At 59.2% G+C, this 17,379-nt stretch carries 18 protein-coding genes and 1 tRNA gene; 9 read left to right on the forward strand and 10 right to left on the reverse strand.

Going from position 1 to position 17,379, the window contains the following annotated elements:
* The first annotated feature begins 2 nt into the window (after positions 1-2).
* From DTQ13_RS04195 to DTQ13_RS04210, 4 genes are all read left to right on the forward strand, one after another.
* Positions 3-953 (forward strand): HlyD family secretion protein, encoded by a 951-nt coding sequence (locus tag DTQ13_RS04195; protein WP_043559122.1) that lies wholly within the window; start codon positions 3-5, stop codon positions 951-953.
* Positions 954-1,042: 89 nt separating this feature from the next.
* A complete protein-coding gene (locus DTQ13_RS04200) occupies positions 1,043-1,969 on the forward strand; it encodes a metal ABC transporter solute-binding protein, Zn/Mn family (protein WP_052348978.1) in 927 nt (308 codons plus the stop codon).
* The gene (locus DTQ13_RS04205) at positions 1,966-2,625 is read left to right on the forward strand and encodes a metal ABC transporter ATP-binding protein (RefSeq protein WP_086431606.1); all 660 of its coding nucleotides are present in this window, start codon (positions 1,966-1,968) and stop codon (positions 2,623-2,625) included. The genes DTQ13_RS04200 and DTQ13_RS04205 overlap by 4 nt, the downstream gene beginning before the upstream one ends.
* Positions 2,618-3,454: a metal ABC transporter permease gene (locus DTQ13_RS04210; RefSeq protein WP_043559127.1), complete on the forward strand. Its 837-nt coding sequence runs from the start codon at positions 2,618-2,620 to the stop codon at positions 3,452-3,454. The genes DTQ13_RS04205 and DTQ13_RS04210 overlap by 8 nt, the downstream gene beginning before the upstream one ends.
* On the opposite strand, the gene DTQ13_RS04215 is transcribed toward DTQ13_RS04210, so the two are convergent.
* On the reverse strand, positions 3,441-3,626 hold the full coding sequence (locus tag DTQ13_RS04215) for a hypothetical protein (protein WP_043559129.1): 186 nt from the start codon (positions 3,624-3,626) through the stop codon (positions 3,441-3,443). The two genes, DTQ13_RS04210 and DTQ13_RS04215, sit on opposite strands and share 14 nt — an antisense overlap.
* Before the next feature lie 269 nt (positions 3,627-3,895).
* Here DTQ13_RS04215 and DTQ13_RS04220 point away from each other — a divergent pair, with 269 nt between their 5' ends.
* The 3 genes from DTQ13_RS04220 to DTQ13_RS04230 are packed head-to-tail and all read left to right on the forward strand — an operon-like array spanning position 3,896 to position 6,832.
* Positions 3,896-4,576, forward strand: coding sequence for a histidine phosphatase family protein (locus DTQ13_RS04220; protein ID WP_081563330.1), 681 nt, complete (start codon positions 3,896-3,898; stop codon positions 4,574-4,576).
* Positions 4,573-5,940: a lipopolysaccharide biosynthesis protein gene (locus tag DTQ13_RS04225; RefSeq protein ID WP_248461180.1), complete on the forward strand. Its 1,368-nt coding sequence runs from the start codon at positions 4,573-4,575 to the stop codon at positions 5,938-5,940. The genes DTQ13_RS04220 and DTQ13_RS04225 overlap by 4 nt, the downstream gene beginning before the upstream one ends.
* A 28-nt stretch (positions 5,941-5,968) precedes the next feature.
* Positions 5,969-6,832 (forward strand): hypothetical protein, encoded by an 864-nt coding sequence (locus DTQ13_RS04230; RefSeq protein WP_052348980.1) that lies wholly within the window; start codon positions 5,969-5,971, stop codon positions 6,830-6,832.
* A gap of 54 nt (positions 6,833-6,886) precedes the next feature.
* Here the strand turns inward: DTQ13_RS04230 and DTQ13_RS04235 are convergent, their stop codons facing one another.
* From DTQ13_RS04235 to mnmE, 9 genes are all read right to left on the reverse strand, one after another.
* A complete protein-coding gene (locus tag DTQ13_RS04235; RefSeq protein ID WP_219811865.1) occupies positions 6,887-8,314 on the reverse strand; it encodes a hypothetical protein in 1,428 nt (475 codons plus the stop codon).
* A 245-nt stretch (positions 8,315-8,559) separates the two neighbouring features.
* On the reverse strand, positions 8,560-8,973 hold the full coding sequence (locus tag DTQ13_RS09245; RefSeq protein WP_349815527.1) for a DUF805 domain-containing protein: 414 nt from the start codon (positions 8,971-8,973) through the stop codon (positions 8,560-8,562).
* Positions 8,974-9,136: 163 nt separating this feature from the next.
* Positions 9,137-9,487, reverse strand: coding sequence for a DUF3147 family protein (locus DTQ13_RS04240; RefSeq protein ID WP_043559132.1), 351 nt, complete (start codon positions 9,485-9,487; stop codon positions 9,137-9,139).
* 88 nt (positions 9,488-9,575) lie between these two features.
* Positions 9,576-9,651 (reverse strand) — tRNA-Lys (locus DTQ13_RS04245).
* A gap of 80 nt (positions 9,652-9,731) precedes the next feature.
* Positions 9,732-10,631, reverse strand: coding sequence for a ParB/RepB/Spo0J family partition protein (locus tag DTQ13_RS04250; RefSeq protein ID WP_248461181.1), 900 nt, complete (start codon positions 10,629-10,631; stop codon positions 9,732-9,734).
* A 5-nt stretch (positions 10,632-10,636) separates the two neighbouring features.
* On the reverse strand, positions 10,637-11,437 hold the full coding sequence (locus tag DTQ13_RS04255) for a ParA family protein (RefSeq protein WP_373364558.1): 801 nt from the start codon (positions 11,435-11,437) through the stop codon (positions 10,637-10,639).
* Positions 11,421-11,999, reverse strand: coding sequence for a 16S rRNA (guanine(527)-N(7))-methyltransferase RsmG (gene rsmG, locus DTQ13_RS04260; RefSeq protein ID WP_043559506.1), 579 nt, complete (start codon positions 11,997-11,999; stop codon positions 11,421-11,423). Before rsmG ends, DTQ13_RS04255 begins: the two co-directional genes overlap by 17 nt.
* Positions 11,999-13,870 (reverse strand): tRNA uridine-5-carboxymethylaminomethyl(34) synthesis enzyme MnmG, encoded by a 1,872-nt coding sequence (mnmG, locus tag DTQ13_RS04265; RefSeq protein ID WP_248461183.1) that lies wholly within the window; start codon positions 13,868-13,870, stop codon positions 11,999-12,001. Before mnmG ends, rsmG begins: the two co-directional genes overlap by 1 nt.
* A 10-nt stretch (positions 13,871-13,880) precedes the next feature.
* Positions 13,881-15,173 carry a tRNA uridine-5-carboxymethylaminomethyl(34) synthesis GTPase MnmE gene (gene mnmE / locus DTQ13_RS04270; RefSeq protein WP_248461225.1) on the reverse strand — a complete coding sequence of 431 codons (1,293 nt, stop codon included), beginning with the start codon at positions 15,171-15,173 and terminating at the stop codon, positions 13,881-13,883.
* A gap of 88 nt (positions 15,174-15,261) precedes the next feature.
* Here mnmE and DTQ13_RS04275 point away from each other — a divergent pair, with 88 nt between their 5' ends.
* Together DTQ13_RS04275 and DTQ13_RS04280 are read left to right on the forward strand one after the other, a co-directional pair.
* The gene (locus DTQ13_RS04275; RefSeq protein WP_248461184.1) at positions 15,262-15,723 is read left to right on the forward strand and encodes a methylated-DNA--[protein]-cysteine S-methyltransferase; all 462 of its coding nucleotides are present in this window, start codon (positions 15,262-15,264) and stop codon (positions 15,721-15,723) included.
* A 239-nt stretch (positions 15,724-15,962) separates the two neighbouring features.
* Positions 15,963-17,378 carry a cytochrome ubiquinol oxidase subunit I gene (locus DTQ13_RS04280; RefSeq protein WP_043559146.1) on the forward strand — a complete coding sequence of 472 codons (1,416 nt, stop codon included), beginning with the start codon at positions 15,963-15,965 and terminating at the stop codon, positions 17,376-17,378.
* Position 17,379: the final 1 nt, after the last annotated feature.

Raw genomic sequence — 17,379 nt, forward strand, 5'->3', positions numbered from 1 at the left:
CAGTGTTTACCCGTGCCTACCGCCTCATCCGTTTTGCTGTCACAGCTTCCATCCTCTGCGTGGCCGGGTTCGTGGCTGTTGTCCTCTGGGACTATTACACCGCCGCCCCGTGGACCCGTAACGGGCAGGTGCGTGTACAGGTGGCCAATATTGCTCCCCGTGTCTCCGGGCAGATCATCACCGTTCCTGTCCATGACAACCAGCAGGTCCATGCTGGAGACGTGCTGTATGTCATCGACCCGTTCGACTATCAGGTCGCCCTCGAAAAAGCCGATGCCGATGTGAACAAGGCCAAGGCAGACCTGGAGTTCCGCCTGAATCAGGCCCGGTGGCGCCATGCCATCCCGGGAGCGGCCGTCTCGCAGGAAGAAAAGACGCAATATGAGGCTCTGGCACAGCAGGCCCGGGCCATCTACAGCACAGCCCTTGCCCAGCGCAGACAGGCCCAGATCAATCTGGACCGCACGACCGTCCGCAGCTCCATAGACGGCATCATCACAAACCTGACCATGAGGCCGGGGGACTATGCCTCCGCCGGGCAGGTGAACATTCATGTCATCGACACGAATTCATTCTGGGTGGATGGGTATTTCGAGGAAGTGAAGGTCCATGACCTCAGCGTGGGAGACCCTGTCCGCATGGATCTGATGGGCTATCACACCCCGCTTTATGGGCATGTCCACAGCATCACCCGTGGCATTGCGAGCAGGAACGCCCTGACCAATGCCCTCGGCCTGCCCACCGTGGACCCTGTTTATACATGGGTGCGGCTGGCCCAGCGTATTCCCGTCCGCATCAGCCTGGATTCCATCCCGCCGGACCTCAACCTCGCTGCCGGCATGACCGTCACCGTTACAGCCATTTCCGAGAAAGGGAACAGGCGGCGGCGCAGCAACGAGGATGCCTTCCAGCATCTCAGTGACGATCTCCGCCATCTGTTCGGGCACAAATGAGAGAAGGGGAGGGGAGGACCGTGCCTTTTCAGACAAACGAAATGTTATTATATAACATCCACGTCTGCTGATGGCCCTGAAAGGCTTCCATGTTCACGGTGCGTTTTCTCCCCTGCCTGCCGCTTTTTCTGACATTGCTGACAGGCCTGCTGCCCCTTCCTTCCCGGGCCAGCACGGAAACGGGACCGGACCGACCAGCCCCCCTGCTGAGCTGCGTGGAACCCGTCTGGTGCGATATCGCCCAGCAGATTGGTGGCCCAGCGCTACGGACACGCTCGCTCATCACCAGCGAGGGGCTGGACCCGCACCATCTCCAGCCTTCACCCCTCATGGCCCGCCAGCTGGCAGCCAGTGATGCCGTGCTGCTCAATGGAGCCACCTATGATGACTGGGCCATGAAGCTGCTTCCCGCCTCTGTGAAGCTCTTCCTTGCTGCCAGTCAGGGGGGCTGGCAGACCGGAGAAGACCCGCATCTCTTTTTTGATCTCCCTACGGTCCGGAATACGGCCCGACAGATCGCCGTCTGGCTTGCCGGGCTTCGCCCCCAGGCCCAGCAGGACATCGACAGGCGCCTCGCCCTGTTCGAACAGCAGATCGACCAGATCGCCACCCGCCAGCAGGCCATCCAGCAGAGAGACCATGGCGCCCCCTTCGCCATGACCGAACCAGCCGGGGAACGTCTCCTGCTGGCGGCTGGGCTGGTCATGACAGACCAGAGCTGGGCCCGTGCCCTGATGAACGAATCCGGTCTGTCTCCCCGTGACACCGCCATGCTGGAAACAGCCCTGCACGAGAAGACCATCCGCTTTCTGGTCAGCAATCCGGCCATCAGCGCCCCACAGGCGAGCAGAATGGAGGACATGGCCCGTCAGTCCGGCATTCCAGTCCTTGCCATCGGGGAAAGCCTGCCCACCGGGCAACACTGGCAGGACTGGCTGAACGGCATCCTCACATCGCTCGAACAGGCCCTGTACCAGACAGCGCCCCGCAACACCCCGCTACCCCCCCATCCATGAAGGAAGCCCGCCTTACCTGCCGGGATGTCAGCCTCCAGGTAGGGGGCCATCCTGTCCTGCATCATGCCACTCTTGATGTTCCCCTGGAGGGCCTGACCATCCTGCGTGGACAGAATGGAGCCGGAAAAACCTGTTTTCTCCGAGCCCTCATGGGGCTGCTTCCCCTACAGGGGGGAGAGCTTCTCATCAATGGCCACCCACCCGCCAGAGCCCGTCGCCATTGTGGGTACATGCCGCAGAAGGCTGACGACACGGCGCCCATGCTGCCAGTCATCAGCCATGTCATGGCCTGTCTGGATGGCACGCACTGGGGCTTTCCTGCCCCTCGCAAAACCCGCAGGAAAGCCAGGGCCCTTCTGGCTGAAGTCGGGGCCCTGCCTCTGGCCTCACGCCCGCTCGGAGCGCTTTCTGGCGGCGAAAGACAACGTGTTGCCCTTGCACAGGCCCTTGCCGGCTCCCCGAGGCTGCTCATTCTTGACGAACCCTTTGCCGCCCTGGATCGTGCCAGCCATGAAGCGCTGCTCCAGCTTTTCAGCCAGCTTCACCAGCAGAAAAAGGTCAGTCTGTTCATCACGGTTCATGGGCCGCTACAGACCACTGGCCTTGACCTGCCCATGAGAGAGATCACTTTGTCAAAGGGAGCGCTGCATGTCTGAGACCAATCCCTTTTCTTTCCCCTTCATGCAGCATGCCTTTCTGGGCTGTTTTCTAGTTTCGCTGCTGGCTGGCACGCTGGGCTGGCTCATGCTGCTGCGGCGACAGGCTTTTGCAGCCCATGCCCTGCCGCATATCGGCTTCAGTGGGGCAGCAGCGGCCGTGTGGCTGCATCTCCCCCCACTGGCAGGCATGATGGCCGCCAGCATGGTGGGCGGTCTCTTCATGGGGCAGGAACAGCGGGGCAGACAGCATCCCACCCAGCGGGACACGATGACCGGCCTCATTCTGGCCGCCAGCCTGGGGATTGGTGTCTGGTGTCTTCATGAAGCGAATGAAGCGTCTTCCCAGACAACGACCCTGCTTTTTGGCGATGTCCTGGGGCTGGATGGCCCAACCCTTGGTATGCTGGCAGGGCTGGTCTCTGTCTGTCTTGGAGGGGTGGCCATCCTCTGGCGCCCCCTGCTTTTCAGCAGCCTTTGCCCCAGCCTGGCAGAGGCACAGGGCCTCTCGCCAACCCGGCTGGGCCAGCTCTTCCTCCTGCTTGCCGCCCTCGCTGCGGCGGCCTGTGCGGAAATCGCCGGAGCACTGCTCTGTTTCAGCCTGATGGTCGGCCCTGCTGCCGCTGCCCTGAAGCTGGAGCTCCCTCCCTTCCGGGGCATGGTCTGCTCCGTTCTGGGGGCGCTTCTGCTCTCATGGGGCGGGCTGCTCCTCGCCTGGTACAGCGACATTCCCCTGCCATTCTGGATCAGTCTGGGCGGTGTCGGCCTCTACCTGCTGGCTGGAACCGTCATGACCCGGAAAGCCTTGCGTCCTGTCAGAAATCCTTGAGGTTCATCAGAATCAGATGGACGCCGATAAGGATGGCAACAATGACGACATGAAACAGGATCACCCATTTGCCATCCAGCACGAATACTTCATTGTCGCTCTTCGGCCAGACCGTGCGGAACAGCCTGACCCAGAAACCCGGAGCCATGACCGGCCCTGCTGAAAGTTTCATGTCCGTCTCTCTCCTTCGTGGCTTTCTGGCCTGTTCCCCACCTGACGGGGCCATGCCTATCAGATAGCTGTCCCGGCGTCAGAACGGAATGAAAAACCGCATCCAGGACCGCAACAGTTTTCACAAATTATGAAACTTCTCCTTGAGAGCTGTTTCTTTCCCCGCTATGCGCCTTATCATGAATCTGTGATCAGCCTGTCAGCCCTCCCCCGGCAAACCGACACAGCTGTCTGACCCATTCGAGAGGTTTTTTTGTGACGCAGCCCGCCATGCCAGACCCTCAGGAGCATTTTCTGGATGGACCGGACCTCCCCGCCGGTGTGACACGTTTCTGGCTGGTGCGTCATGCCATCGTGGAAGAAGCAGCACGACAGACCATGTACGGCACGCTGGACGTGCCCCTCTGTCCCCAGCATCTCCGCAGCCAGAAGCCCGCCTACGAGGCCTTGGCCCGGCGCCTGCCCCGCAAGGCGACATGGTTTTCCTCCCCCCTCCAGCGGGCCCGCGACACCGGCCTGACCATTCAGAAAGCCGGCAATTTCTCCACTCCCATGAGGATTGACCCCGCCTTCATTGAACAGTCCATCGGGCAATGGAACGGTACCCCCCACGACACGTTTCCATCCCTGCTCAGAAAACCGGCTCCCCCTTTCTGGTCCATCGCAGCAGATGAACGTCCACCAGAGGGTGAAAGCATGGTGGATGTCCGCCAGCGCATCGGCCTGGCGCTGGAAAGCCATGCCCGACAGAATGCCGGAAAAGACATGGTCATTCTTAGCCATGGCGGCGCCATTCGCATGGCTCTTGCCCACTGTCTGGACATCCCCGTGGAAACGGCCCTGCGCTTCTGCATCCAGAATCTTTCCCTGAGCATCATCGAACATATTGCCGGGCATTGGCGGGTTGTCGCCATCAATGAACTTCCTGCCTTCCACGAGCCCGCAGAATGAAAGGGTGGTTCAAGGATGATCTTTTCCGCGTTGTTCTGAAAAATGCGGGAAAGCTGGGATCGACCAAACTCATCGGGGCTGTCATGGGCCTCGTCGCACTGGTCGTGACCGGGCGAACACTGCGCCCGCATGATTTCGGCGTTCTGACACTGATAGCCTCCTACATCGAGACGATTGCCGCCATCGGCCAGTTCCAGAGCTGGCAGATTGTCCTGCATTATGCTGCTGTTCCCTGGCAGAAGGGAGAGCGCAGGACTGTCCAGACCAGCATCAGCCTGGCCATGGGGCTGGATATCTGTGCGGGGCTTCTCTCCATGGTGTTCGGCATGGTGGCCTTCCTCTGTCTGGGCCAAGTGCTGGGTGTCCATGACAAGCCAACCCTGCTGATCCTGCTCTACTGCACACTGATCCCCGGCATGGGCAGCACGGCCGCCTACGGCATCCTCCGCCTTTTCGACCGCATAGACCTCGTCTCCCGGCAGCAGCTCATCACACCAGCTGTCCGGGCTGTCTGCTGCCTGCTGGCATGGGGCAGTGGCATGAAGCTGGCCGGTTTCGTCATCGCCTGGTACCTGGCTCTTCTGGCTGGCCAGATATATCTCTGGGCCACGGCCCTGCTGGAACTGAAACGCCATGACCTGCTGAAAGGGCTGCGCCCCAGCATCCTGAAGGCAGCCCGGCAGATGCCAAAGGGCATGTGGGGCTTCGTCTGGACCGCCAACATCACCACCCTGCTGGAAACGGTCTGGGAGCCGATCAGCAAACTGCTGGTTGGCAAGATCGTCAGCACATCAGCAGCCGGCCTCTATTCCCTCGCCATGGAATTTCTGGATGCTGTCCAGCGGCCTGCAAAACTGCTGGAGAAAAGCTACTACCCCGAAGTCGTTCTCATGGATCCACGGACCTCCGCCCCATGGAAGCTGGCCCTGCGGACCAGCGTCCTTTCCGGCGCACTGGGCATGCTGGCCATGCTGGTTGTCTATATCGGGGGAAAACCCGTCATCAGCATGTTCGGTCACCGCTTTGGCGATGCCGCAACCCTGATGATGTGGATGTCTCCGGCTCTGGTCTTCTTCACCGCCGGGCTGCCAATGGAAGGCGTGCTCTACACGGCGGGACGCTCCCATTACATCATGCTGGCCCAGCTCGTTTCCGTGATTCTTTACGTCCCGCTGCTTGTCTACATGGGCCATCGCTACGGCCTGAACGGCGCCGGGCTTGCCTATGCCCTGGGCATGTTCTTTGCTACCATGACCACGTTCGCCATAATGGGTATAACCTATCTGCGCCGCAACAGGATCATCCTCCCTCATGAAAGGGAGATCCGCCAGACCGACAGCCTGCCCGCCTCGCCCGGCAGCTGATACCTTGCCAGGAGATGCCAGCCCAGCCATGCCCATTTTCCCTTTCCGCCCTTCTGCCAGCCGCCGCAGCACACCGGCTTTCCCTCAGAAGATGCTGGATACCGTCTTTGAGCATGTTCTCCTTGATGACGTTCCCCACCCTGACACCCCCCTGCCCGAGGATGTCCTGCCCGCCTGTGAGAAGACTGAAATCCGGGATGGCTACAATCTCTGCTGGCAGCTTCTCGAACATGGCGTGGACCGCAAGGCCTTCCGTCGCCTGATCCTGAAGATTGCCCTCTCTGGCACAGCCAGCAAGGACGAACAGCTGGCCTTCAAATACGCACGGGCCAAATTCAAGCACATGCGCTTTGCCTGTGCCAATTTCACCAGGCAGCACCGTTATCCGCTCCTGCTGCATGTTGTCACCATCATCATGGGCAACATGCAGGATGCCTTCAAAAACCACCAGCGGCGGGCTACGCTGATCAACGGCCTCATCCTCTGGGTCGTGCTCTCACCGGTCTATTACTGGCTGATCGCCGCCCCCATCGCCCTCTGGAAAGAAGACAGTACGGCAGGCATCATCGCTTACCAGAAGAAAGAAAATGCCAGACTGGCAAAACTGATACGCACGCTGGATGCCACAACCGGCCATGAATTCCATGTCATGCGCAAGATCATCAGCCGCCGGGTGGCCTTCAATGACACACTGCGCACGATCCGCCCCTCCAGAGCGCTGGACCAGCTTTCAGAATATCTCGCCACGATCAACGGCATGATGGGCGATTTCCATGACGGGCTGATCGAGAAAAAACTGGAGGGAACGCAGGATTACCGGCGGGACCGCTTCCAATCCCCGGAGGGAATTCCCCAGCGCATCCGGGCCTTTCTGGAACGCAGCCCACACTGAACGCCCGCCCCTTGCGGCAAGGCCCATCCAGAAAAACGGATGGGCCTTCCTGCTTCAGACAAGCCCGTGCCGTGCCAGAATATCCAGCACGTCCTGCCGCACAGCTTCGTAAGACTGGCGGGCATCGACCTCAACCAGCGGAGCATGATTGAAATTCAGCTGCGGCATCAGCTCCGCCTTGATCCGCAGGGCTTCGAGGTCATGGTCCGGTTTGCGGCCATGGGCTGTTTCCGCATCCACATTCAGCCGGATGACCAGATCAGGCCGGAAGGCCACGATCCGGCGATAGATGCCACGTTCCAGCCAGGCCAGAAACCGGATCAGCGGATTGCTGCTATAAGCCGCTGAAAGACCAGGACCATCACACTGGCCAGGAATTTCCATTTGCGGGTAACGGTCCGTCACCACCAGAAATCCCTTCTCGACCGCCCGCCTGACCCGTAGAAAGCGCTTCAGCCGCACCAGAGAAAAGACAAACAGAACAAGACCCGTCATCAGGCCCGGCATTTTTTCACCCTTGGTCCGGGCCTTCTTGGCCTTGCCGTTCAGCTTCTTCTCCAACGCTGGACCAATAAGGGGCAGAGCCCCGATCCGCCGCCCAAGATCACCCGAACCAAGACCAAGATACCCATAAACGGTTGGACGTGTTTCAGAAAAATGCTGGACCAGAGACTGGCTGATACTGGACTTGCCAGACCCATCACACCCAACCAGCGAAACCAGACAGCCTGCCCGGGGCTGCGCAGCCAATCCCTGGCCGGAACGGGGATAGAGTGCCAGCACCTTGCGGACTGTTTCTTCTGCCTGTGCCAGTACCTGCGCCAGCGGCTCGGTGGCATCGATATCAACGATGGGAGCACCAGAAAAATCCAGCCGGGCAAGGTCTTCAATCTTGCGGGCCAGCTTGAAAGAAACATGATCCGGCTTGCGTTGCAGGGCCGTCTCCAGGTCAACATTCAGCCGTATGACGACATCTGGCCGGAAACGGGCCATCCGTGCATAGAGCGCCCGCTCCACCCGGCTGAAAATCCGCAGCAGGACGCCATCCCGGTTCAGATTGGCCAGAGTGGGACCATCCATGGGGCCAGGCACACTATTCTGCGGATAACGATCCGTCAGCACGGCCATGCCCCGTTCATGTTTGCACCGCATGAGTGCGAAACGAAACACACGCCGCATGGACAGAACGAAACCCGACACGGCCGCCAGCACGCCTGCTTTTTTGCCGGTCTGTATCCGGCTGTTTTCTTTCCTGGCCTTGCCTGTCACATACGGGCCAATGAAGGGCAGGGGGGCAAGCGTACGCTCCAGATTGCCTGCCTGCTTGCCGAGATGGCAGAAAGCCGTCGGCCGCTCGGCCTGCAACAGCGCCAGCAGGGCCGTCCCCACGGTGGACTTCCCACTTCCATCACACCCGACCAGGGCTATCACCGGCTGATGCCGCCCTGCGACTGGCCGAGGCTTGAAATCGCTTACACGCATAGCACTCTCATCTTCTCTGACGCTGCCATCCTATCCTGTCCTGCCTGTCCATAACAGACTTATGGCCGGCCTGCCCGCATAAAGTGCCCTGATCCAGCCATATATCCTTAACATGAGGAAACACGTCATCATCATGAAACGGTCTGCCCATAAAAAATGGCTGGCAACCTCCATGAGGATGCCAGCCATCGAAACTTGCTGAATATCGCTTATGCCTTTCTCAGGACATGAAACAGATTTTACTCTCAGCCTCTGCCGTTACCAGGCGGAGGACCAAACCTGTTGTTCCCCGGCGTCCCCGGCTGACACAAAAAAATGAGAGTAGCGATCGGGCAAAGCAGGAATGGGATAATGGGAAGGAAAACGAGTGGGGACAGATGTCCCCCTGACGGATTTAATTTATACAGGAACGCAACATAGTAAACGATCACTGAGAAGGATGCTGACGGCAGCCATACCCACCAACCGGACCGACCAGTATCATGTAACCGTCGCATCCCAACAGCTATACCCGGTAAAAACATTAAAATAGAAAAAACAATCCATGGAAATATACTACCAAATATATAATAAATTATTTCAATAACAAAATAAAAAATACATTCAAAAAGCCTAAAATACCAGTATTCAGGACAAGTTGCCCGTCCGCTGAATGTCACCTAATTTTTTATACCTTTTATGAAATAGCCGAACGGACTGGCACTCTTCACGTTTCATCCTCCAGAAAGAAAGAGTAATTTTTCAAAAAAATAAATGAAAAATCAACGCAGGGTAACGTCAGTCAAGACGCAGAATAATCATGAGCATGTCCTGTCTGACCATTTACAGAACCATGCCATAACGTCGGGCGCACCAGACCACGACAAGATAAAGCAGAACCGTCAATACACAGCCAACCGCCAGACTGCCCCAGAAAGGCCAGCCTCGCCGCAGGAGGGCGGGAATGAGCAGAAACATGGGCAGGGATGGCAGAACGTACCAGAAAGTCGCCTCACTATGAGTGGCCATCAGCTCACGGTCCGGTTTCTCAGCCCAGAGAAAAATCATCCCCAGAACAGACACAAGCGGCAGGGACGCAATGAGCGCACCCAAAGCAGGAAGGCGACGGGCCACCGTGGCAATGGAGGCCACGAGCACGGCGGACAGAGCGGTTTTTAGGAGAAAGGGGATCATCTTCTTTCCAGCAGAAAACGCAGAGCGGGTGTCCTGCCGCTGGCATCCGGAAAGTTTTCGACATCTTTTCAGGGGAACCGGCCGATTGTGGTGGGCACACTAGGGCTCGAACCTAGGACCCGCTGATTAAGAGTCAGCTGCTCTACCAACTGAGCTATGTGCCCACAATCGGTAACCGATGGATGGTTATCTATCAGCCTTCATGAAGGCTGACAAGGGGATTTTAAATATTTTCTCAAAAAAATCAGCTCTGTCCGGTCAGACGGGCCATGAGGGCCTCAAACTGCTCCAGAGAGGAATAGTTGATCTTCAGCGATCCACTTTTCCCATTGAAGCGTATCTGCGTCTTCAGCCCGAAACGGGCTGAGAGGTCTTCCTCCAGCCGGGTGATCTCCGGAGCCGGGGCAGCCTTGGTCTTCTCCTCACTGGCCGCCTTGTTCAGCCGGGCCACAAGGTCTTCCGTCTGGCGAACATTCAGCCCCTTTGCCAGCACCTCAGCCATACCGGCCACCGGGTCGGGATGGCCCAGCAGGGCACGGGCGTGACCGGCACTCAACCCACCATCCCGCAGCTGGACCAGAACAGCCTCCGGCAGGTTCAGCAGGCGCATGGTATTGGTGATGTGAGAGCGGGACTTGCCAATCGCCCCGGCCAGTTCCTCCTGCGTCAGGCTATAATCCTGCAGCAGCCGTTGCAGCCCCATTGCTTCCTCAACAGGGTTGAGATCCGACCGCTGGAGATTCTCGACCATGGCCGCCGCCATGGCATCCGTATCATCAAGCTGACGGATATAGACGGGCACCTCATGCAGGCCCGCCTTCTGCGAAGCCCGCCAGCGGCGTTCACCAGCAATGATCTGATACCGCCCCTTCTGCTCGGGGTCCGGTCTCACAAGAATGGGCTGGATCACCCCGCGGGAGCGGATGGAATCAGCAAGCTCGGCCAGCCGGTCTTCATTCATGTCCCGACGCGGCTGGAACGGACTGGGAGCGAGCAGATCCACCCCCAGACTTCCTGGCTGGGACGGAGCCTGAGCCTCACCCTGCGGGGCCCCAACACGGGCCAGATTGGGCGCCTGATCCCCCAGAAGAGCGGCCAGACCCCGGCCAAGTTTGCGGGAGGAGGGGGATGCCTTCTTTGCCATGGTGCTCAGCCTTTCTTCTTCAGCCGTTTCAGCAGCTCGGCCCCCAGATCCTCATAGGCCAGTGCCCCGGTGGAACTGCGGGCATAATCCATGACAGGCCGCCCATGACTCTGTGCTTCGGAAATACGGATATTACGGGGAATCATCGTTTTGAAGACCTGATCACCAAAGAAGCCACGGGCATCCTCCGCCACCAGAGCAGAGAGATTGTTGCGGGTATCGAACATTGTCAGCACGATCCCTTCCAGATGCAGGTCCGCATTGAAGGCAAGACGCACCCGCTCGATGGAACGGACCAGCTGGCTGATCCCCTCCAGAGCGAAGAACTCGCACTGCAACGGCACCAGAACGCTCTGGGCCACGACAAGCGCATTGAGGGTCAACAGCCCCAGGCTGGGCGGGCAGTCGATCAGAATGATGTCATACCGGTTAAGCAATGGTTTCAGGGCATCCCGCAGCCGGTATTCCCGCCGGTCCTGGTCGATCATCTCCAGCTCGGCTCCGGCCAGGTCGCCATTGGCAGGCATGACATCCAGCTTCGGCACCACGCTGGAACGGAGAAGCGTCTCCGCCGGGGCATCCTCCAGCAAGGCGCCATAGGTGCCACGGCCACGCTCATCATAATCCAGCCCGAGGCCTGTTGACGCATTGCCCTGCGGGTCAAGGTCCACCAGCAGGACACGCTTGCGCTGCGCCAGAGCTGCCGCCAGATTCAGGCTGGTCGTCGTTTTGCCGACACCCCCCTTCTGGTTGGCAATGGCGATGATGTGCGGTGTATGTGAAGCAGCTTTAGACACGTCTGAAATCACTGATCCTGAGAAGGACCCCGTCTGGGTCTGTTCGGCTTGGGAGACTTTCATATCTCATGTGCCAGTCAGAACGGGCACTGGTCAACTCATCTGACGCTTTTCTTCCCTTGAGGAAAAGACAATACCCTTCCTCCTTCAGCAGAGGCCGTGCCCAGTCGAGCAGCTGGGGCAGGGGGGCCAGCGCACGGGCTGTCACAATGTCCGCCGGTTCCACCTCTGCCTGCTCGATCCGTTTTGCCAGCACGGTGACACGGGCACCACATTCCCGTGCCGCTTCCCGCAGGAAGGCGCATTTCCGCTGGTCGGACTCAATCAGCGTGACCGGGTTTCCTGTTGCAATCGCCACGATCAGCCCGGGGAAACCACCGCCAGAACCAAGGTCCGTTATCCGCACACCAGCCGCAACATGCGGGACGAGCTGGAGACTGTCCTCAATGTGACGCTGGCGGAGGTGGGCGATATCCTTCGGGCTGACAAGATTGATCTTCTCATTCCAGCGGGTCAGCAGGCTGGCAAAATGGGCGAGCTTCTTTTCTGTTTCATGTGAAACATGCGTCATCATGTACGGCTCCTGACATGGGCAAGCAGGGCAATGAGGGCAGCGGGCGTCACACCCCGGACACGCCCCGCAGCGGCGAAATCGACCGGACGGGCAGCCCCCAGCCGCTCCTGCATTTCCTGGCTCAGCCCCCCGATCGCCCCGTAATCCAGATCATCCGGCAGGCGCAAGGCCGCCTCACTCTTCAGCTGCTGGATTTCCCGCTCCTGCCTGCGCAGATAGCCACCATAGCGGGCCTCTGTCTGTACGTGCCGCCCGATACGGACCGGCAGAGCGGCAAACCATGGAGAGAGACTGGCAATCCGTGTCTCATCGGCCTGTGTCGCCAGTACGTCCAGCAGGCTGCGCCGCCGTCCATCCTGCGAGACCTCGATGCCATGCTCCCGCAGGTGCTGGGGCAGGAAGGCCGGTTTCCGGGCTTCCTCCATCGCTTCATCAATCTGGCGCACCGTCTCACGGAAGGCCGCCTCACGTTCTGTGCCAACACATCCGGCCTCGATGGCTTTTGGTGTCAGGCGCAGGTCCGCATTGTCCGCCCGCAGAAGAAGGCGATATTCCGCCCGTGAGGTGAACATGCGATAGGGTTCGCTGATACCATGCAGAGTCAGGTCATCAATCAGCACGCCAAGGTAGGATTCCTCCCGTCCCAGCGTCAGGGGCTCGCTGCCTGCCACGGCCCGGGCAGCGTTCAGACCGGCCAGAAGACCCTGTGCGCCCGCTTCCTCATACCCTGTCGTGCCATTGATCTGCCCGGCGAGATACAGGCCGGGCAAGGCCCGCAGCTCCAGAGACGGACGCAGCTCCCGTGGGTCAACATAATCATACTCAACGGCATAACCGGGGGTGACAATGCGGGCCGTCTCCAGCCCCGGCATGGAAGCAATCATCTGCGCCTGCACCTCGGCCGGCAGGGAGGTGCTGATGCCGTTGGGGTAGACCAGCTCCCCACCCGGATTGCCCGGCAGGGCCTCCGGCTCCAGAAACACCTGATGACTGTCCCGCCCTGCGAAACGGACGATCTTGTCCTCGATGGACGGGCAGTAGCGGGGACCCCGCCCGGTGATCTCACCGCCATACATGGCCGAAAAATGCAGGTTGTCCTCAATGATCCTGTGTGTCTGCGGGGTTGTCTGCGTGATGCGACAGACGATCTGTCTATTGGGCAGGGAGGCTGTCAGCGTACTGAAGGCCTCCGGCTCGGCATCGCCCTCATCGGCAGGCAGGGCCTCCCAGTCGATGCTGTCACGGGCCAGACGGGGCGGGGTGCCTGTTTTCAGGCGGCCCATTTTCAGCCCCAGGGCTTCCAGCCGCTCCCCAAGCTGCGTGGCGGGCGCATCGCCAATGCGTCCGGCTGGCTGGCTGACCCGCCCCGTATGGATCACGCCCCGCAGGAAGGTACCGCTTGTCAGCACGACCGCCCCGGCGGAAAAACGGCGGCCATCCTCACAGATCACACCCCGGACATGACCCTTCTCGACAATCAGGTCGCCCACGGCCCCGGCCAGCATGGTCAGGTTGGGTGTGGCCGCCAGAAGGTCCTGTATGGCGGCCCGGTAAAGCGAGCGGTCCGCCTGCGCCCGTGGCCCATGTACCGCTGGCCCTTTGGAACGGTTCAGCAGCTTGAAATGAATTCCCGCCCGGTCTGCCGCCTTGCCCATGAGACCATCAAAGGCATCAATCTCCCGCACGAGATGGCCCTTGCCGATGCCTCCGATGGCCGGATTGCAGGACATGCTGCCTACGGTGTCCAGCCTGTGCGTCAGCAGCAATGTCCGGGCCCCGAAGCGGGCAGCGGCAGCGGCGGCTTCCGTCCCGGCATGACCGCCCCCCACCACGATGACATCATAGGTTTGCGCAGGTGATGTGCTCATTGAGGTAACGTCACTTTCCTATACAGAACTGGCCAAAAATCGTATCAAGCAGGGCTTCCACATCCACATGGCCCGTCAACCGGCCAAGGGCCTGCATGGCCAGGCGCAGCTCCTCTCCTCGCACCTCCAGCCATGGGGCTTCCAGCGCACGGGTCAGATGTTCCTGTGCTTCCTTCAGCCCTGCCCGATGGCGGGCACGGGTCAGGGGCGGGGTGCCACGCTGAGCCATGAGACGGGCCAGATGGGCTTTCAGCCATGCCTTCAGAGGGGCCAGACCGGCTTCATCCTTCGTATGGATGCCAAGCTCACCCTCCCGTGCCGGGGCGAGGTCCGTCTTCGTCCGCAGCCTTATGGCGTGATCCGCCAGCAGGGGCGTCTCATCCCCCGGCCCGACAAGATGAAAGAGCAGATCGGCCTCTTTCACGTGCCGCATGGTCCGGCGGATGCCTTCCGCCTCGATCTCATCCTCCGTCTCCCGCACGCCTGCCGTATCAATCAGCCGGACACGGATGCCCTCTATCATCCAGTCCACGGCGATGGCATCCCGTGTCGTACCCGCCTTCTGCGTGACGATGGCAGCATCCTGACCACTCAACGCATTCAGCAGGCTGGATTTTCCCACATTCGGTGCCCCCGCCAGAACGATCTTCAGACCATCACGGACGATCTCGCCCCGTTCATCGGCCAGATGGGCCTGCATCTCTTCCGCCAGGGTCCGGCAGTCACCCAACAGGGCGTCTTCCACCTCCGGGGGGAGTTCCTCATCCGGGAAATCGATCAGGGCTTCCTGCTGGGCCAGAACCTGCCGCAGGCGGGACGCCCATTCCGTGTAAAGCTGGCTCAGGGCACCATCAGCCTGTTTCAGGGCCTGATGCCGCTGGGCCTGCGTATCGGCTTCAATCAGATCGGCTATGGCCTCGGCCTGCAACAGGTCCATCCGTCCTGCCTGCACGGCCCGACGGGTGAACTCTCCCGGTTCGGCAGGGCGGGCACCAAGGGAAACAAGGGCCTGCGCCACTGCCTCCACGATGGCCGGACCGGCATGAAGATGCAGCTCGAAGCTGTCTTCCCCCGTATAGGACCGAGGCCCCGGCAGCCAGAGGACGAGAGCGTGATCCAGCACGTCACCTTCATGCCGCAAGGCCCGCAGGCTGGCATGACGGGGAGCTGGCAGGGCATCACAGAGAGCCGCCAGCAGGGCCGCACTCTCCGGCCCGCTGACCCGCATGACCGCAATCGCCCCCTGCACCGGGCCTGTCGCCAACGCAAAAACCGTCTTGGTGGAAATGCTGGATGATGTCATGCCGCCTTTCATACAGCACTCATGCCCGAAAAGCAGCGGGCCAAAGAAAGAATTGACGCTCTCCCGCAAAAGGGGCAGCCTGACAGCCATGCCACAGCTTTCTTTCCATTCTCCCCTCGGTGCCCTGACCCTCAGCGAAGAAGAGGAGCAGATCGTCTCCCTTGATGAAGGCTGGGGCCGGGACCAGAGTGAAACGCCCCTCCTGCTGAAAGTGCGGGACATGATGCAGGATTATTTTGATGGAGAGCCGGTGGATTTCCAATCCATTCCACTGATGCTTGATGGCACGGCCTATCAGAAACGTGTCTGGGCGGCCCTGCGTGCCATTCCGCACGGGCAGACCCGGACCTATGGCGACCTGGCCAAAACTGTCGGTGGAAGCCCGCAGTCCATCGGTCAGGCCGTGGCCCGCAACCCGCTGCTCATTCTCATCCCCTGCCACCGTGTCCTGCCCTCCCACGGCAGGGGCCATGGTGACTATAGCGGGTTTGAAGGCGCAGAGAGCAAGGCCTTCCTGCTGGGGTTGGAACAAGAAGCATCCAGTTCCTGAAACACGGGATCATCCAGCCTTACCTTATTACCAAAGCTGATCATCACATGATCTTACAAAAATATGATGGCAAATTTTCATCACCTGCCATCGGCCTGACCCCGCAAAAAATGACGGGAATTTTTTATTTAAAAAATATTTATAAGAAGAAAAATAAAATCAATTGTTGAAAACTCGCCAAAATCAATAATGAAAAAATGTCAATTTCCTCCCATTCCAACGAAAAGGAATGATTATATATGGTTAATGACCATGAGTTACCTCTCACAATCGCACGAATACAATTCGCCTTTACCGTTGGCGTACATATAATATTCCCAGCATTTTCGATCGGTCTATCTGTATTCCTCACCTTTCTTGAAGGCATGTGGTTAAAAACGAATGATAACCGTTATTTGAATCTCTTTAAATACTGGTTGAAAATCTTCTCCATCGTCTTCGGCATGGGGGTCGTCTCTGGCATCGTGATGGCTTACGAGTTCGGTACCAACTGGGCAGGCTTCTCTGCCAAGGCAGGGCCCATCACAGGCGTGCTTCTCTCTTACGAAGTCATGACGGCCTTCTTTATGGAGGCTGGTTTCCTTGGTGTCATGCTGTTCGGGCTGAACCGTGTCGGCCGCAGAATGCATTTCTTTGCAACCTGTGCTGTCACTACAGGAACGCTGATCTCCATGACATGGATCCTTGCATCCAACTCATGGATGCAAACCCCACAAGGCTATGTCATTGACCAAAAGACAGGCCATTTCCTGCCCCATGACTGGCTGGCCATCATCTTCAATCCATCCTTTCCCTACCGGATCACCCATATGGGGCTGGCTGCCATGCTTTCAGTGGCCTTCACGGTAGCTGCCGCAGGTGCATGGCATCTGCTCAAGGCCAAAAAGGGAGGTACACAGGCAGACAGTACGATCCGCCTCATGTTCTCCCTGTCCCTCTGGATGATTGTCATCACAGCCCCTCTCCAGATCATAGCGGGCGACATGCATGGGCTGAACACCCTGAAATATCAGCCCGCCAAGATTGCCGCCATGGAAGGCGACTGGACAAGCGAAACACGAGCCCCTGAACTGTTGTTCGGCATCCCGAACATGAAGACAGAACGTACGGATTACGCCATAGGGATTCCGCTACTGGGCTCCTTCATCCTGACCCATGATATCAACGGCAAGGTGCCCGGCCTGAAAGATTATCCGGCAGACCAGCGGGCCCCGGCGCCAATCGTGTTCTTTTCTTTCCGCATCATGATTGCCCTAGGGGGGCTTATGCTGCTCTGCGGCCTCTGGTCACTCTGGCTGCGGCGCCGACAGCGTTTGTTCGACCATCCTCTTTTTCTGCGGGTGATACTCACCATGGCACCAGCTGGGTTTCTGGCTCTACTCTGTGGCTGGGTTACGACAGAAGTCGGGCGGCAACCATGGACGGTCTATGGCCTGCTTCGCACGAAAGACAGCGCCTCACCGCTGGCACTCTCCAGCCTGTCTTTCTCCATGCTGTTTTTTGTTGCGGTCTATCTCTTTGTTTTCGGCTCAGGCCTCCTGATGCTCATCCGCCTGCTACGGGCCACCCCAGAAGCTGCTGACAACACCAGCGATGACATCATGATCCTAGGTAGCCATCATCATACGATCTCTCAGAACAAGGATGCGTCATAAC

This window comes from Parasaccharibacter sp. TMW 2.1888 (genome assembly GCF_023167265.1).
In the GTDB taxonomy this organism is placed as follows: Bacteria; Pseudomonadota; Alphaproteobacteria; order Acetobacterales; family Acetobacteraceae; genus Bombella; species Bombella apis.

What these genes read in the sequence shown, in the direction of transcription:
- DTQ13_RS04205 (WP_086431606.1), top strand. Translation starts at nt 1,966, where the DNA reads ATGAAGGAAGCCCGCCTTACCTGCCGGGATGTCAGCCTCCAGGTAGGG.
- DTQ13_RS04220 (WP_081563330.1), top strand. Translation starts at nt 3,896, where the DNA reads ATGCCAGACCCTCAGGAGCATTTTCTGGATGGACCGGACCTCCCCGCC.
- DTQ13_RS04280 (WP_043559146.1), top strand. Translation starts at nt 15,963, where the DNA reads ATGGTTAATGACCATGAGTTACCTCTCACAATCGCACGAATACAATTC.
- DTQ13_RS04275 (WP_248461184.1), top strand. Translation starts at nt 15,262, where the DNA reads ATGCCACAGCTTTCTTTCCATTCTCCCCTCGGTGCCCTGACCCTCAGC.
- DTQ13_RS04230 (WP_052348980.1), top strand. Translation starts at nt 5,969, where the DNA reads ATGCCCATTTTCCCTTTCCGCCCTTCTGCCAGCCGCCGCAGCACACCG.
- DTQ13_RS04200 (WP_052348978.1), top strand. Translation starts at nt 1,043, where the DNA reads ATGTTCACGGTGCGTTTTCTCCCCTGCCTGCCGCTTTTTCTGACATTG.
- DTQ13_RS04215 (WP_043559129.1), bottom strand. Translation starts at nt 3,626, where the DNA reads ATGAAACTTTCAGCAGGGCCGGTCATGGCTCCGGGTTTCTGGGTCAGG.
- DTQ13_RS04240 (WP_043559132.1), bottom strand. Translation starts at nt 9,487, where the DNA reads ATGATCCCCTTTCTCCTAAAAACCGCTCTGTCCGCCGTGCTCGTGGCC.
- mnmE (WP_248461225.1), bottom strand. Translation starts at nt 15,173, where the DNA reads ATGACATCATCCAGCATTTCCACCAAGACGGTTTTTGCGTTGGCGACA.
- rsmG (WP_043559506.1), bottom strand. Translation starts at nt 11,999, where the DNA reads ATGACGCATGTTTCACATGAAACAGAAAAGAAGCTCGCCCATTTTGCC.
- mnmG (WP_248461183.1), bottom strand. Translation starts at nt 13,870, where the DNA reads ATGAGCACATCACCTGCGCAAACCTATGATGTCATCGTGGTGGGGGGC.
- DTQ13_RS04235 (WP_219811865.1), bottom strand. Translation starts at nt 8,314, where the DNA reads ATGCGTGTAAGCGATTTCAAGCCTCGGCCAGTCGCAGGGCGGCATCAG.
- DTQ13_RS04250 (WP_248461181.1), bottom strand. Translation starts at nt 10,631, where the DNA reads ATGGCAAAGAAGGCATCCCCCTCCTCCCGCAAACTTGGCCGGGGTCTG.
- DTQ13_RS04210 (WP_043559127.1), top strand. Translation starts at nt 2,618, where the DNA reads ATGTCTGAGACCAATCCCTTTTCTTTCCCCTTCATGCAGCATGCCTTT.
- DTQ13_RS04225 (WP_248461180.1), top strand. Translation starts at nt 4,573, where the DNA reads ATGAAAGGGTGGTTCAAGGATGATCTTTTCCGCGTTGTTCTGAAAAAT.